This window comes from Pseudomonas sp. UBT (assembly GCF_050915955.1).
In the GTDB taxonomy this organism is placed as follows: domain Bacteria; phylum Pseudomonadota; class Gammaproteobacteria; order Pseudomonadales; family Pseudomonadaceae; genus Aquipseudomonas; species Aquipseudomonas antarctica_A.
In genome coordinates this window covers 346,223-361,412 of sequence record NZ_CP168081.1, presented here as the reverse complement: position 1 = coordinate 361,412, position 15,190 = coordinate 346,223, and the positions used below count along the sequence as shown (strand labels likewise).

10 protein-coding genes are annotated in these 15,190 nt (G+C 60.2%); 5 read left to right on the top strand and 5 right to left on the bottom strand.

From position 1 onward, the window contains the following. Positions 1-14 precede the first annotated feature (14 nt). From ACDZ94_RS26085 to ACDZ94_RS26070, 4 genes are all read right to left on the bottom strand, one after another. A complete protein-coding gene (locus tag ACDZ94_RS26085; protein ID WP_432751641.1) occupies positions 15-2,084 on the bottom strand; it encodes a prolyl oligopeptidase family serine peptidase in 2,070 nt (689 codons plus the stop codon). Between the two features lie 31 nt (positions 2,085-2,115). Further along, on the bottom strand, positions 2,116-3,027 hold the full coding sequence (locus ACDZ94_RS26080) for a LysR family transcriptional regulator (protein WP_221294658.1): 912 nt from the start codon (positions 3,025-3,027) through the stop codon (positions 2,116-2,118). Positions 3,028-3,063: 36 nt separating this feature from the next. Beyond that, a complete protein-coding gene (locus tag ACDZ94_RS26075; protein WP_432751856.1) occupies positions 3,064-3,753 on the bottom strand; it encodes a cysteine hydrolase family protein in 690 nt (229 codons plus the stop codon). A gap of 197 nt (positions 3,754-3,950) precedes the next feature. Next, positions 3,951-4,856, bottom strand: a complete 906-nt coding sequence (locus ACDZ94_RS26070) for a LysR family transcriptional regulator (RefSeq protein ID WP_221294656.1) — start codon at positions 4,854-4,856, stop codon at positions 3,951-3,953. 141 nt (positions 4,857-4,997) lie between these two features. On the opposite strand from ACDZ94_RS26070, the gene ACDZ94_RS26065 reads away from it, so the two are divergent. From ACDZ94_RS26065 to ACDZ94_RS26045, 5 genes are all read left to right on the top strand, one after another. Next, a complete protein-coding gene (locus tag ACDZ94_RS26065) occupies positions 4,998-6,203 on the top strand; it encodes an MFS transporter (RefSeq protein ID WP_432751640.1) in 1,206 nt (401 codons plus the stop codon). Between the two features lie 328 nt (positions 6,204-6,531). Next, positions 6,532-7,773, top strand: a complete 1,242-nt coding sequence (gene mexE / locus ACDZ94_RS26060) for a multidrug efflux RND transporter periplasmic adaptor subunit MexE (protein WP_262667882.1) — start codon at positions 6,532-6,534, stop codon at positions 7,771-7,773. A 15-nt stretch (positions 7,774-7,788) separates the two neighbouring features. After that, on the top strand, positions 7,789-10,968 hold the full coding sequence (locus ACDZ94_RS26055) for an efflux RND transporter permease subunit (protein ID WP_064452297.1): 3,180 nt from the start codon (positions 7,789-7,791) through the stop codon (positions 10,966-10,968). Next, positions 10,965-12,380, top strand: coding sequence for an efflux transporter outer membrane subunit (locus ACDZ94_RS26050; protein WP_262667881.1), 1,416 nt, complete (start codon positions 10,965-10,967; stop codon positions 12,378-12,380). Before ACDZ94_RS26055 ends, ACDZ94_RS26050 begins: the two co-directional genes overlap by 4 nt. A gap of 152 nt (positions 12,381-12,532) precedes the next feature. Further along, a complete protein-coding gene (locus ACDZ94_RS26045) occupies positions 12,533-13,330 on the top strand; it encodes a lipase family protein (protein WP_432751639.1) in 798 nt (265 codons plus the stop codon). Between the two features lie 120 nt (positions 13,331-13,450). On the opposite strand, the gene ACDZ94_RS26040 is transcribed toward ACDZ94_RS26045, so the two are convergent. Continuing rightward, positions 13,451-15,151, bottom strand: a complete 1,701-nt coding sequence (locus ACDZ94_RS26040) for an aspartate:alanine exchanger family transporter (RefSeq protein WP_262667880.1) — start codon at positions 15,149-15,151, stop codon at positions 13,451-13,453. Positions 15,152-15,190: the final 39 nt, after the last annotated feature.

The following is a 15,190-nucleotide window of genomic DNA, read 5'->3' as shown; positions in this document are numbered from 1 at the left end:
CCCGACGGCGTCGGTCAATCCCCGCCGACGCTCAACCGCTCCCACAAAAAGCTGTAAACCAACGCTTTCATGTACGCACTCTGCGCGTTATCCGCCGCACCACCATGGCCCCCTTCGATGTTCTCGTAATAGGTCACGTCCTGGTTGGCCTCGATCATCCTGGCCGCCAGCTTGCGGGCGTGGGCCGGGTGTACGCGGTCATCACGGGTGGAGGTGGTGAACAGCACCGGCGGGTAAGTCTGCGCCGGATCGAACAGGTGGTAAGGCGAAAAAGTCTGGATGTAGGCCCACTCTTCGGGCACGTCCGGGTTGCCGTACTCCTCCATCCACGAGGCTCCGGCCAGTAAGTGGTGATAGCGCTGCATATCGAGCAACGGCACCTGCACGACAACGGCGCCTAACAGTTCAGGGTACTGGGTCAGCATATTGCCGACCAACAGGCCGCCATTGCTGCCACCTTGCACGCCCAAATGCCGGGGCGCGGTGATTTTTCGGCTGATCAGGTCTTGCGCGACCGCAGCAAAATCTTCGTAGGCACGCGCGCGATTGTGCTTGAGTGCGGCCTGATGCCAGCGCGGACCGTATTCGCCACCGCCGCGAATGTTGGCGACGGCATACACCCCGCCTTTGGCAAGCCAGGCGCGGCCCAGCCCGCCGGAGTACTCCGGGCACAGCGAATACTCGAAACCGCCGTAGCCATAGAGCAAGGTTGGCGCACTGCCGTCGTACTGCAACCCTTGCTCATGCACCAGGAAATACGGCACACGAGTGCCATCCCTGGACACTGCAAAATGCTGTTGCACCACGTGGCGACTCGAATCGAAGAACGCCGGCATGGCTTTCAGCACGTGCGGTTGAGCGCCGATTTGAGCCAGTGAAAGCGTGACCGGCGTGAGGTAGTCCCGCGTGATCAGCCAAACCGCGTCGCTGTCATCGCTGTCGACCGCTCTCACGTCCACAGTCGCCATCGGCGGCGCACCGATAAATGCACTGCGCATCCATCCTTCGGCGCCAGGCGTCAACACGCTGAGACGGTTCCTGACGTCATCCAGCACGTTCAGCACCAAGTGGTTGCGCGTCCAGTCCATGTCCGCCAGCGAGGTGCTGTCAGACGGCACGAACAACACGTCGAAATCGCGCGCACCGGCCATGAAATGTTCAAACTTGATTGCCAACAACGAGCCGGCCACGTAGCCGTCACCCACTGGCCAGTCGTCACGTAGTTTCAGCAGCAGCCAGTCTTTGTGCAGCGATTTTTCGGCCGAGTTAGGTGCATCGATTTTGCTCAGTTTGCCGTCGCCGGCCCGCAGGTACAGTTCATCGTTGTAGAACGCCAGCGTACGGCTGACGAAATCACGTTCGTAGCCCGGCGTACTGTCGTGCATCGCCGCGATATACATATCGTCGTGCTGGCCTTCGTACACAACACTGGCCGCGCTCAGCGGCGTTCCGCGCTGCCATAGTTTGACGATGCGCGGGTAGCCCGAGCGCGTCATGCTCGCCGCACCGAAATCGGTGAACACGTACACGCTGTCCTGGTCGATCCAGTCCATTCCACCCTTGGACTCGGGCAGTTGGAAGCCGTCTTCGACCCAGGCTTTGCAGACCAGATCAAATTCGCGCGTCACGCTGGCATCCGCCCCGCCACGGGACAGTTCGATCAGGCAGCGCTGATAGCCCGGTTGCGAATGGCCCGGTCGCAGACAGTTGGCGCCATGCCATACCCAGTTCTCGCCCTCAAGGGTGTTCAAGGCATCGATATCCAGCACGGTTTCCCAGGCGGGTTGGGCCTTGCGGTACTCCTCCAGCGTGGTGCGACGCCAAAGGCCGCGTGGGTGCGCGGCGTCAATCCAGAAGTTGTAATAGTGCGCGCCGATTTTTTCCACGAATGGGATATTGCTGTCGCTATCCAGCACCGCCAGCAGGTCGGCCTGCAGCGCCTTGAAGGCGTCCGATTGCGCGAGGCGCGTATCGGTTTTCAGGTTCTGCGCCCGCACCCAATCCAGCGCCCTGGCACTGTCGACCTCTTCAAGCCATAGGTACGGATCGTGGAGCGTGGTGGGTTCTGTTGGGAGGTTTGACATGGTCGAATCCTGTCGAAAGCTGTATTGAAAATTATCCGTGACCGCTTACGGCTTGCCCTCGGGACGCGTAGAAGTCGGCCATGTAATCGACAAACGCCCTGACGTTGGGCGCCAGATACCGCGATTGCGGATAGAGCGCGAAGTAATGCCGTTGGCCCAGCGAATAGTTGGGCAGAATGGAGACGAGTTGCCCTTGCGCAAAATTAGCGCGCACGGTGGCCTGGGTAAAACACGCGATGCCGGCGCCGGCCAGTGCGGCGGCGTGCAAGGCGCTGAGGGTGTTGGTCTTGAACTGCCCCGTTGGCGTGACCTTGACCGGTGCACCGCGTGGCGGGCACAGCTCCCAGTCGGATGAGGCGCCGATAAACGCCAGCAAGCGATGGCCGTCGAGTTCCTGGGCTGTGCGTGGCAAACCGTGGCTGTTTACATAGGCCGGAGAAGCTACCAGGACCAGCTTTGAAACCGTCAGGGTGCGCGCGACCAGCGTGGTGTCAGCCAGTGCACTGGCGATACGGATAGCCACATCGAACCCTTCGGCGACCAGATCAACGAACTGATCGTCGCAGCACAGCTCAAGTTCGATATCGGGGTAGCGCTTCTGGAAACCCGGCAGCCAGTGCGGCAGGTCCAGCGTGCCGACCACCAGGGGCACGCTGACCCGCAACAGGCCGTTGGGTTGCTGATGCCCCTGCGCCATGGCCATGGCGGCCGCATCCAGGCGATCGAGAATATCGACGCACGCTGCGAAGTAGAGCTCTCCGGGGCGGGTCAGGCTGAAACGCCGGGTGTTGCGGTTGATCAACTGAACGCCCAGTTCAACTTCCAGTTGCTGCAATTGCCGGGAAATCGTCGAGTGGGTTGTGTCGAGCCGCTCTGCCGCGGCAGAGAAGCCCTTGGCCTCGACGATGCACCGAAAGGCGCGCATGGCAGATAACTGGTTCATGAAGCGAATGTGACTCCAGGCGAGCAGTCCGGTGGATCAGTGCACGGGCAAGGCAACGATTTGCGCGGTGGTCAGCACCGAACCGAAGGTGTCTTCGATTTCCGCCAGCGCCGCGTTGTGCAACGCGTCCTTGGACACCGAATCCCCATTGGCGCGAGTGATTGCGCGGGTTGCAGTGGCATCGGATGCTACCACAACGTCGTAGCCCAACGGCACCGCGTCACGCGCGGCACCGGCGACACAGGCGTGGGTCATCAGGCCGGAAATGATCAGTGTCTTGATTCCGGCTTTCTTCAACTGGGCGTCGATATCGGTGCTGGCGAACACACTCACCGTGGTTTTTTGAATGACTTTGTCCTGTGGACGCGGCTGCATCAACGGGTGGAAGTTCACCGTTTTACCGTCCTTGGCAAACACCGCTGCGCCCTCCGGAGCCACGTGTTGCACGTGGATCACCGGGATATGTTGCTTGTCGGCAAACGCGATCAGGCGCTGGGCGTTGTCCAGGGCTTTCATGCCATCCGGGATCGGCATGCGGCCCGTGAAGTATTCGTTCTGGAAGTCGATCACCAGCAGCGCGGTGGTTTTCGGGTCCAACTGGTCGGTCGGTTTGGCACCGAACATGGCGCGGATGGTCGGCTGCGGACTGGCCTGAGCCTCAGCGGCCACGGCACATTGGCCGAGGCTCATCAGCAGGCCAAGGCCGGCGATGACGGATTTAAGCATGTGCGGCACGGCGACGGCGTTTGCGGCGCGCAGAGTCAATTGAGAAGTAGCAATGGCGTGGGACATGAGCGGGTTTCCTTAAGCAGTCGTCGGGTTGACGAGGCCAGCTTAAGCAGGCCCTACTGTTTGATCCACGCACATAAGCAAACAATACCTGTGCTATTTCTGCACATATTTAAAGTCAAGCGACCGCTCACTCAAGCCCCCAGCCCCGTAACCAGCGCATCAACTACCGCGCGAATCTTGGGCAGCGCCTGGCGATTTTTAACCCAGGCCACATTGATCTCCATTCCCGTGATTGCCAGTTTCGGCAACACCTCAACCAGCGTCCCGTCCCGCAATGGTTGCTCGATCAGCCATGACGGCAACTGTGCGATACCGCAGCCTGCCAGTGCGGCCATCATCAATCCGTCACCATTCCCCATCACCAGGTGCGCAGCGATTTGCCTGTGGCGTGTTTCGCCCTGCTCGCCGGCGTAACGCCAAGGGCTGATGCTCCCGTCAATCCAGCCATAGGCAATGCACCGATGATGCTCAAGGTCGCGCTCCGCGTGTGGGGTGCCATGGCGAGCCAGATACGCAGGGGATGCACACAAAACATGCCGCTCACGGTTGAGCAGCCGGTGCTCTACCGTCTCCGGCCAGGTGTGTGCGTCGCCAATGCGCACCACGATGTCCACGCCTTCCTTGAGCGGGTCGATAAAACCATCTGAGAAAGAGATATGCGGTATCAGCAATGGATGATCCTTCACCCACTGCAGAAGGATCGGTAACACCTGTGCGCGGCCAAATGCGCTGGGCAGGTCAATGCGCACACGCCCGCGAGGCTCGGTGTTTTCTGCCTGAAGTGATAACTCCGCTTCTTCCAGGTCTGCCAGTACGCCGGTGCAGGTGCGCAGAAACGCAACACCGGCATCCGTCAGCGATAACGTGCGCGTGGTGCGCTCGAACAGTCTGGCGCCCAGGCGCGTTTCCAGGCGCGCGATGTTTTTACTGATGGCAGAGGCCGTCAGGTGCATTTTCTCGGCCGCTGCCGTGAAGCTGCCGTACTGCGCGACACAGACAAACACATCGATGCCCTTCAAGCGTTCGGAGGAAAACACAGACGTTCCTTATTCATGAATTCATTTCCAATATATTGATAAAAAACATCCTAAATCAGAACCAGGATCAAAAGTAAGCTGCACCTTTCCGAGCGAGCGAATCATGACGCTTGCACCTTATAAATGGACGATGAGGCTCGAATGCTGGCAACGCTGAAAAACTACCCGCTCACCCTCAACCTGCTGCTGTGTGCCTCACTGGTATTAACCCTCGCCCGCGCAATTACGCTGCCCTACCTGGTCATCTATTTATCGGGCCACTTTGAATTGAGCATCGCCGACATCGGCCTGGTCATTGGCAGCACGCTGATCATTGGCTCGCTGCTGAGCCTGTATGGCGGTTTTCTAGTGGACAGAATGTCCAGTTACCGGCTTATTCTCACGTTCTGCGGCGTGTTCACGCTGAGCTTTCTCGGCGCGTATGTCGCGCCCGCGCTCTGGCTGTTTTACTTGTGCCTGGTGTCAGTCAACCTGGCCTATGCCGTGATTGATATTGCAGTGAAGGCCGGATTTGGCAGCCTGCTCCCCGTCGATCAGCGCAGCGAAGTGTTTTCGATCAAATACACGCTGACCAATATCGGTTATGCCGTCGGGCCGTTTCTGGGCGCGGGGTTGGCCGCCGTGGATACCAGCCTGCCCTTTCTGATGTCAACAGGGCTTGGCGCCGGGTTCTTTTTTATCTATTTCGTGTGGGGCGACAGGTGCCTGGTAACGGTCGAGGCAAAGCAGCCGCCCACGCCGTTCCTGGCAGTCGGCAAACTGCTGCTGCGTGATTACCGCCTGGTGTGCTTTACCTTGGGCGGGCTACTGAGTGCGGTGGTGTTCGGCCAATTCACTGCCTATCTCTCGCAGTACCTGATAGTCACCTCCACGCCCCAGGCGACCTACCGGATTATCAGCACGGTTGTGGCAACCAATGCCCTGATGGTGATCAGCCTGCAATACGGCCTGGGCAAACGGATTACCCATCGGTACTTGAACGTGTGGCTGGCGGCCGGCCTCAGCCTGTTTATCGTCGGGCTGGGCGGGTTCGCGCTGTCCACCACACTGTTGATGTGGGTGCTGTCCATGGCCATTTTCACCCTGGGTGAAATTATCGTGTTCCCCGCCGAATACATGTTCATCGACAACATTGCGCCGAATCATCTGCGCGGCATGTATTACGCCGCGCAGAACCTCAGCAACGTCGGCGCAGCATTGGGGCCCGTGCTGTGCGGATGGGTGCTGGCAACGCAGCCGGCTCACTACATTTTCTACATGCTGGTACTTTTTATAATCGGCGGTGGGATGCTGTATCTGCTGGGCGTTTCCCTGTCAGGTGCCCTCACCGCCAAACCGGTGAAGTGAGCGCCTTCGAGCGTCCTGGCGGGGTATACGATCGGTTGCGTCAAATTACCACCCGGGCTGACGCCTGCGGCCAGGTTGATACTGTTCAGCGGCTTGCAACGCAAGCTGGCCAGCGACAGCGCGACGTTGGCCGTGTTCCTTGCAAGCTGCGCAATACACCTTTGTCATCAAGCCCATTGATAGCTCCCTAACGAAACCCGCATCCTAGAGGGCTAATCTCGCGCTTATATCATTCCGAATGATAGTTACCTTTGCTTCATTCGATTCGTGACATAGCACCTCGCCGCGCATGATCCGCCCATCTCAAATACATTGGCGGATGCACCTCATGGAACAGTCACTCAAACATTTGCGCTTCCCTTTGGCGATTTTGGCCGTGGTGGTGATGAGCGCGTGCGGCAAAACTCCGGAACAAGCGGCCGCCATGCCCCCTGCAAAAATCAGTGTGGCCAAGGTGCTCGAACAACCGGTCAACGAGTGGGATGAATTCACCGGTCGCCTGGAAGCGCCGGAAACCGTGCAGATTCGTCCGCGCGTGTCCGGCCAGATCGACCAAGTGGCGTTCATCGAAGGCGCCCTGGTGAAGAAAGGCGATGTGCTGTTCCAGATCGACCCGCGTCCGTTCCAGGCTGAAGTGCGCCGCCTCGAAGCCCAGCTTGCCCAAACCAAAGCCGCCGCCAGCCGTAGCGATAATGAAGCGCAACGGGGCGAACGCCTGCGTCAGAGCAACGCGATTTCCGCCGAACTGGCCGACTCGCGCACCACCGCTGCCCAGGAAGCCCGCGCCGCTGTCGCCGGAATTCAGGCGCAGTTGGACCTGGCCAAGCTCAACCTGAGCTTTACCCGCGTGACCTCGCCGATCAGTGGCCGCGTCAGCCGTGCCGAAATCACCGCCGGCAACCTGGTGACCGCCGACGTCACCGCACTGACCAGCGTGGTCTCCACCGACAAGGTCTACGCCTACTTCGACGCCGATGAGCGCGTGTACCTCAAGTACACCGAGCTGGCCCGCCAAGGCCGTCGTGGCGCAACAACGCCTGTGTACCTGGGCCTGTCCAACGAAACCGGCAACCCGCACCTGGGCCAGATGAACTTCGTCGACAACCAGGTCAACCCGGCCACCGGCACCATCCGTGGCCGCGCCGTGTTCGATAACAGCAAGGGCGAATACACCCCTGGTCTGTATGCCCGCTTGAAGCTGGTTGGCAGCGGCACCTACTCCGCTGTGTTGATCAACGACGAAGCGGTCGGCACCGACCTGGGCAAGAAGTTCGTGCTGGTGATGGACGGCGACAAACCGGCTTATCGCTCGGTGGAACTGGGGCCGAAGATCGAAGGCTTGCGCATCGTACGCAGCGGTTTGAACAAGGACGACACCATCGTAGTGAAGGGCTTGCAGCGCATTCGTCCGGGGTCGCCGGTTGCACCGGAAACCATCCCGATGGCCAGCAAGGAAACCCTCGCCGCCTTGGCACAACAACGACAAGCGCTTGAAGCCAGCAACCTGGAGCAAGTGGCGCCGGATAAAGCCGCGCCCAAGCTCGCAGCCGTCGCGACTCCACGCGGTTAAGGGATACAACTCAAGATGAATTTTTCCAAGTTCTTCATTTCACGGCCGATCTTCGCAGCGGTGCTGTCGCTGTTGATCCTGATCGCCGGTGCAATCTCGCTGTTCCAACTGCCGATCAGCGAATACCCGGAAGTGGTGCCGCCGACCGTCGTGGTCCGTGCCAACTTCCCGGGTGCCAACCCCAAAGTCATCGGTGAAACCGTGGCCGCGCCCCTGGAGCAAGCCATCACCGGCGTCGAGAACATGCTGTACATGTCCTCGCAGTCCACCGCCGACGGCAAGCTGACCCTGACCATCACCTTCGCCCTGGGCACCGACCTGGACAACGCGCAGGTGCAGGTGCAAAACCGTGTGACGCGGACTCAGCCGAAACTGCCTGAGGAAGTGACCCGCATCGGTATCACCGTGGACAAGGCTTCCCCGGACCTGACCATGGTGGTGCACTTGACCTCACCGGATCAGCGTTACGACATGCTGTATCTGTCCAACTACGCCTTGCTCAATGTGAAGGATGAGCTGGCACGCCTGGGCGGTGTGGGTGATGTGCAGCTGTTCGGCATGGGCGACTACTCCCTGCGTGTATGGCTGGACCCGAACAAGACCGCGTCGCGCAACCTGACCGCCACTGATGTCGTGAATGCGATCCGCGAACAGAACCGTCAAGTGGCCGCCGGTGCCCTGGGTGCGCAACCTGCGCCGAATGCCACCAGCTTCCAGTTGTCGGTGAACACTCAGGGCCGTCTGGTGACGGAAGAAGAGTTCGAGAACATCATCATTCGCGCAGGCGATAACGGTGAAATCACGCGCCTGAAGGACATCGCACGGGTCGAGCTGGGTTCCAGCCAATACGCCCTGCGTTCGTTGCTCAACAACCAGCCGGCCGTGGCGATCCCGATCTTCCAGCGCCCAGGCTCCAACGCCATCGAGATCTCCAACGAAGTGCGCGGCAAGATGGAAGAGCTGAAAAAGAACTTCCCGCAAGGGATGGACTACAGCATCGTCTATGACCCGACCATCTTCGTGCGTGGCTCCATCGAAGCGGTGGTGCACACCCTGTTCGAAGCACTGATCCTCGTGGTGCTGGTGGTGATTCTGTTCCTGCAAACCTGGCGCGCCTCGATCATTCCATTGGTGGCGGTGCCGGTCTCGTTGATCGGTACGTTTGCGGTGATGCACCTGTTTGGCTTCTCGCTTAACGCGCTGTCGCTGTTCGGCCTGGTACTGGCGATCGGTATCGTGGTGGACGACGCCATCGTGGTGGTGGAGAACGTCGAGCGTAATATCGAGTTGGGATTGGAACCGTTCCAGGCCACTGAAAAAGCCATGAGCGAAGTGACCGGCCCGATCATCGCCACCGCGTTGGTGCTGTGTGCGGTGTTCATTCCAGCAGCCTTTATCAGCGGCTTGACCGGGCAGTTCTATAAGCAGTTCGCGTTGACCATTGCGATCTCGACGGTAATTTCGGCCTTCAACTCGCTGACCTTGTCCCCTGCCCTCGCCGCCGTGTTGCTGCGCGGTCATGATGCGCCGAAGGATCGCTTCTCCAAGGTGCTCGACAAGATTTTCGGCGGCTGGTTGTTCCGTCCCTTCAACCGCTTCTTCGTCAAGGCCAGCCACGGTTATGTCGGCACCGTACGCCGGGTTATTCGTGGCAGCGGTATCGCGTTGTTCCTTTACGCCGGTTTGATGGTGCTGACCTGGTTCGGTTTTGCCCACACCCCGACCGGTTTCGTGCCGGCCCAGGACAAGCAATACCTGGTGGCCTTCGCGCAATTGCCGGACGCTGCGAGCCTGGACCGCACTGAAGATGTGATCAAGCGCATGTCCGACATCGCGCTGAAGCAACCGGGCGTGGAAAGCGCTGTAGCGTTCCCGGGCCTGTCGATCAACGGTTTCACCAACAGCCCGAACAGCGGCATCGTGTTCGTGACCTTGAAGCCGTTCGACGAACGTAAAGACCCGAGCATGTCTGCAGGTGCGATTGCCGGTGCACTGAACGGCAAGTACAGCGGCATCGAAGAAGCCTACATGGCAATCTTCCCACCGCCGCCGGTACAGGGCCTGGGCACGATTGGCGGGTTCCGCCTGCAGATCGAAGACCGTGGCAACCTGGGGTATGACGAGCTGTACAAAGAAGTACAGAACATCATCACCAAGAGCCGCACCACGCCGGAGTTGTTCGGCCTGTTCACCAGCTACACGGTCAACGTGCCCCAGGTCGATGCCGCCATCGACCGCGAAAAGGCCAAGACCCACGGCGTGGCGGTCAGCGACATCTTCGACACCCTGCAGATCTACCTGGGTTCGTTGTATGCCAACGACTTCAACCGCTTCGGCCGTACCTATCAAGTCAACGTGCAGGCTGAGCAACAGTTCCGCCAGGATGAAGACCAGATCGGCCAGTTGAAAGTGCGTAACAACAAAGGCGAGATGATCCCGCTGGCGACCTTCATCAAGGTCAGCGACACCTCGGGCCCGGACCGCGTGATGCACTACAACGGCTTTATCACCGCCGAAATCAACGGCAACGCCGCACCGGGCTACAGCTCCGGCCAGGCCCAGGCAGCGATTGAAAAGCTGCTGAAAGAGGAACTGCCCAACGGCATGACCTACGAGTGGACCGACCTGACTTATCAGCAAATCCTCTCGGGCAACACTGCACTGTTCGTGTTCCCGCTCTGCGTACTGCTGGCGTTCCTGGTACTGGCGGCCCAGTACGAAAGCTGGAGCCTGCCATTGGCGGTGATCCTGATCGTACCGATGACGCTGCTGTCGGCCATTACCGGGGTGATCATCTCCGGCGGCGACAACAACATCTTCACCCAGATCGGCTTGATCGTACTGGTGGGCCTGGCGTGTAAGAACGCGATTCTGATCGTCGAGTTTGCCAAGGATAAACAGGCCGAGGGGCTCGATCCGCTCGCTGCGGTACTGGAAGCCTGCCGTCTGCGTCTGCGGCCGATCCTGATGACCTCGTTCGCCTTCATCATGGGTGTGGTGCCACTGGTGTTGTCCAGCGGTGCCGGTGCCGAGATGCGTCATGCCATGGGCGTGGCGGTGTTCTCCGGGATGATCGGGGTGACCTTCTTCGGCCTGTTGCTGACGCCAGTGTTCTACGTATTGATCCGTCGCTATGTGGAGCGCAGCGAAGCGCGCAAAGCGGCCAAGGCCTTGAAGCTGGAGACACAGCAATGAGCGTGAAAGTATTCCTGCCTAGCCTGCTGGTATTGGCGCTGAGCGCCTGTGCCGTCGGCCCGGACTACAAAACCGAGAAGCTTGCGGCTGCCAATATCACGGCCGCCGCCGACACCAAAAGCTATGACCATGCCCAGTACGAAGGCATCTGGTGGCAGCAGTTCGAGGACCCTACCCTCAACCAACTGGTGACCCAGTCGCTGAGCGGTAACCGCGACCTGCGTGTCGCGTTCGCCCGTCTGCGAGCCGCCCGCGCGATTCGCGATGACGCGGCCAACGACATCATGCCGGTGGTGACCAGCCGTGCCAGCAGCGACGTGGGCAAAGGCCAGATTCCCGGCCAGACCACCCAGCGAGTCAACAGCGAACGCTACGACCTGGGCCTGGACATGGCCTGGGAAGTCGACTTGTTCGGCCGCATCCGCCGCAACCTCGAAGCCAGCGACGCTGACCAACAGGTGGCGGAAGCCGACCTGTACCAACTGCAAGTCACCATGATTGCCGAGTTGGTGGACGCCTACGGCCAACTGCGCGGCGCTCAACTGCGCGAACGCATCGCCCTGGACAACCTGAAGAACCAGCAGGAATCGCGCACCATCACCGTCAGCCTGCGTGATGCCGGCGTCGGCGACCAACTCGACGTGGAACGCGCCGATGCCCGACTGGCGGCGGTTGAAGCCAGCGTGCCGCAACTGCAAGCCGAGCAAGTGCGCGAGCGTAACCGCATCGCCACCCTCCTCGGCCAGCGCCCCGACAAGCTGACCGTGGACCTGAGCCCGAAAGACCTGCCGGCGATTGCCAAGGCGTTGCCAATCGGTGACCCGGGGCAACTGCTGCAACGTCGCCCGGACATTCTCAGTGCCGAACGCAAACTGGCCGCCGCTACTGCCCGTATCGGTGTGGCCAAGGCGGACCTGTTCCCGCGGGTCAGCCTCAGCGGCTTCCTCGGCTTTACCGCCGGGCGCGGTTCGCAGATCGGCTCGGCGGCCGCGAATGCCTGGTCCCTCGGCCCGAGCATCACCTGGGCGGCGTTTGACCTGGGCAGCGTGCGTGCGCGTTTGCGCGGCGCGAATGCCGAGGCCGATGGCGCCCTGGCGACGTATGAGCAGCAAGTATTGCTGGCGCTGGAAGAATCGGAAAATGCCTTCAGTGATTACGGCAAACGCCAGCAGCGTCTGGTCTCGCTGATTCGTCAAAGTGAATCCAGCCGCGCCGCCGCCGACCTTGCCGCGATCCGTTATCGCGAAGGGACGGTGGACTTCCTGGTGCTGCTCGACGCGCAACGTGAGCGCCTGGCGGCGGAAGACTCACAGGCACAGGCCGAAGTGGATTTGTATCGCGGGATTGTCGCGATCTACAAAGCCCTCGGTGGTGGCTGGCAGCCGGACACCGTCGTCGCCAGCAGCAAGTGAGGTAAAGAGCTCCTTTGGTTGGTCGCATCCAGCCAATTTTTTAGCCCTGCGGTCCATTCGGTCGCGGGGTTTTTTTTATAGCGGATTCAGCAGGTTTAACACGGATCTTGTGCTTCACTCATTCACAGTGATGACTTCACAAGGAGCCCGAGATGGATCGACTTTCTGCTGCCCCCTACGCATTACTGGTGATGTACGCCTGGGACCTGTGCGACATCAACCCTCGCCAGATTCCGCCACCGATCGACCCACGCATCAACGAAACGGGATGGAACGTGGTGGGATTTATCTCAGGCTCGGACGACATCCTGATATCTGGCCTTGGCTTGAGGTCGACCATGCTCGGTGCCTCTGACGACCAGCGCAGTCGCGTCTGCTACGGCTATGTCGCCCAGCGTAACGTCCAGGGCCAGGACCAGTACGTGGTGGCGATACGCGGCACCGACGGTGCGCAGGAATGGGGTGACGACCTCGACTTCCTGATGATGAACCACCCCAACCCGAAAGCCGGGCTGGTGGATCAGGGTTTTTGGGACATCTACCGGACGATGCAATTCCACGGCGCGGACGGTGCGTCGCCGGTGCCGCTGGCGCTCGGCATCAGCCAACTCACGGCGGCCAACCCGCCGATGGTGTTGGGACACAGCCTGGGATCGGCCCTCGCAACCTACCTGACCCTCGACCTGAACCTGCAAGGCTGTAAGGCTGTAAGGCGAGTGCCTGCCTGTTTGCCTCGCCAAAAACCGGTAACAAGACGTTCGTGGACTTCTTCGAGACTCAAGTCGGCAACTACGACCTCTTCAACTATGCACGCGATGTTGTGCCGACCGTCCCAAAGAGTGACATATTGCATTTCTCCGCCTACTACGCGTTGTTGCAGGCCAAGACAATTCCCGCCGGTGCTTCAAGTCTCGGGATTAAGGACAACCCCCTGTGCAATCACCACCTGATTTGCTATACGGCGCTGCTTGATCCTTTGGCCTATAAGCAAGCCATGGCGGACCCCGGCTGCACCGCCGACGACCGACAGTGCGCACAGTGTGTTGTGCCTGGTGCCTCCTGAACCGGCGTCAGCGTGCGAGAACCATCGCGAAGTAGCCAAACACCGTCAGCAAAATCCCCGACACCGCATACGCCACTGGAAAACCGATCCAGGGCACGCTGCTGTCGATCTCCTTGGCGGCTTCACGTGCTGGCCCGGAATGGCTACGCGCCCCCGCCACACCGCCCATGAGGATCGCCGGGTTGATCTTGAACACGTGAAACCCCACCGCCCATACGATAAACGGCGGAATGGTGCAGGCCACAAAGCCCAGCACAAAGATTTTCAACGCGATGATCGGGCTGATTTGTGAAACCAGATTAGCCCCGGCATTTACCCCTACGATCGCGACAAAGAAAATCAGCCCCATGTCCTCAAGAATGTTGCGTGCCGCGTTGGGTGTATTGCCAAAGAAGCGCACTCGCGACACCAGTGACGATACGATAATCCCCGACACCAGCAAGCCGCCCGCGTTGCCCAGGCCCACCGCTGCACCGAACGCCGGCACTTGGATCAGGCCGATCAGCAAGCCCAATACCATGCCCAGCGATAGCGTCAGCAAATCGGTCGCGGTACTCGGCCGCCCTGCCTTGCCCAGTAACGCCGTGGCTTTGTCGATGGCCGTACGCAGGCCGATCAGGTGCATCACATCCAAGCGTTGCAGGCGTGTTTCCAGCCCCACGGGAATGGGCGCGCCGCCGCGCTCGATACCCACCAGTTGCACCTGTCCGGCAATCGACGACTGGCTGAACTGCTTGAGCTGCTTGCCGATCGCGTCACGGTGGGTCACCAGAATCACCGCCTCATCCAACGGGATATTAAGCGCCCGGGCATCCGGCACTTCCGGCCCGATCAGGCCCATGTGATCCGTCAGCGCATCAAGGCTGCCCCCCAGCGCAATGATATCGCCCAGTTGCAGCACCAGTGCCGGATCGGCCCCGAGCAACTGGTCGCCGCGCTCGACATTCTCGATCTGGTACAGCTCAAATTGTTGGCGAAACTGCGCGATGGTTTGCCCCACCCATTCACTGTTTACCAATCGATAGGCGCGCAGGTCGAAAGGCCGATAGCCACTGAGCCCGGCGTCGTCAACGTTCGGCACGCCATGCTCCACCTCATATGCCTTGGCCGCCTTGCGTGCATCCACTCCCCACCAGCGCGGCAGGTATTTGCAGATCAGGATGATGCCGACCGTGCCCCAGATGTAAGTGATGCCATAGGACAGCGCGATCATGGCCGTCGCCGCTGCGGCGGTGGTGCCCGGTGGCAGCGGCACGACGCCGGAAGTGATGGCTTGTTCCGCCGAACCGATGGCCGCCGACATGGTTTGTGAACCGGCAAGAATACCGCCGGCCGCACCCACCGGCAGCGACAACAGCTTCACCCCCAACACCACGATGCCCAAGCCGAGGAACGACGAAAGAATCGCCAGAAAGGTGAATTTCAACCCATCGCCCTTCAGGCTATTGATAAACGAGGGACCGACCCGCAACCCTACGCCGTACATGAACAGGTAATAAAACAGGCTCTTGGTGAAGTTATCGAGCTCGAAATGCACGCCGTAGTAAGACGCCCACGTCGCAATGGCGCAGCCTATGACGATAGCCCCGGCCACCGCCCCCAAGCCGTAACCTTTGATGGTGCCGCGCCCGACCCAGACGGACAGGCCGACCACCAGGAACAGCAGAATATAGGGGTTGTCGTGCAGGAAATTGAAGAAGGCTGTCACGATGATTCGTACCTTGCGATGAAACGCTAAAGGCACCGG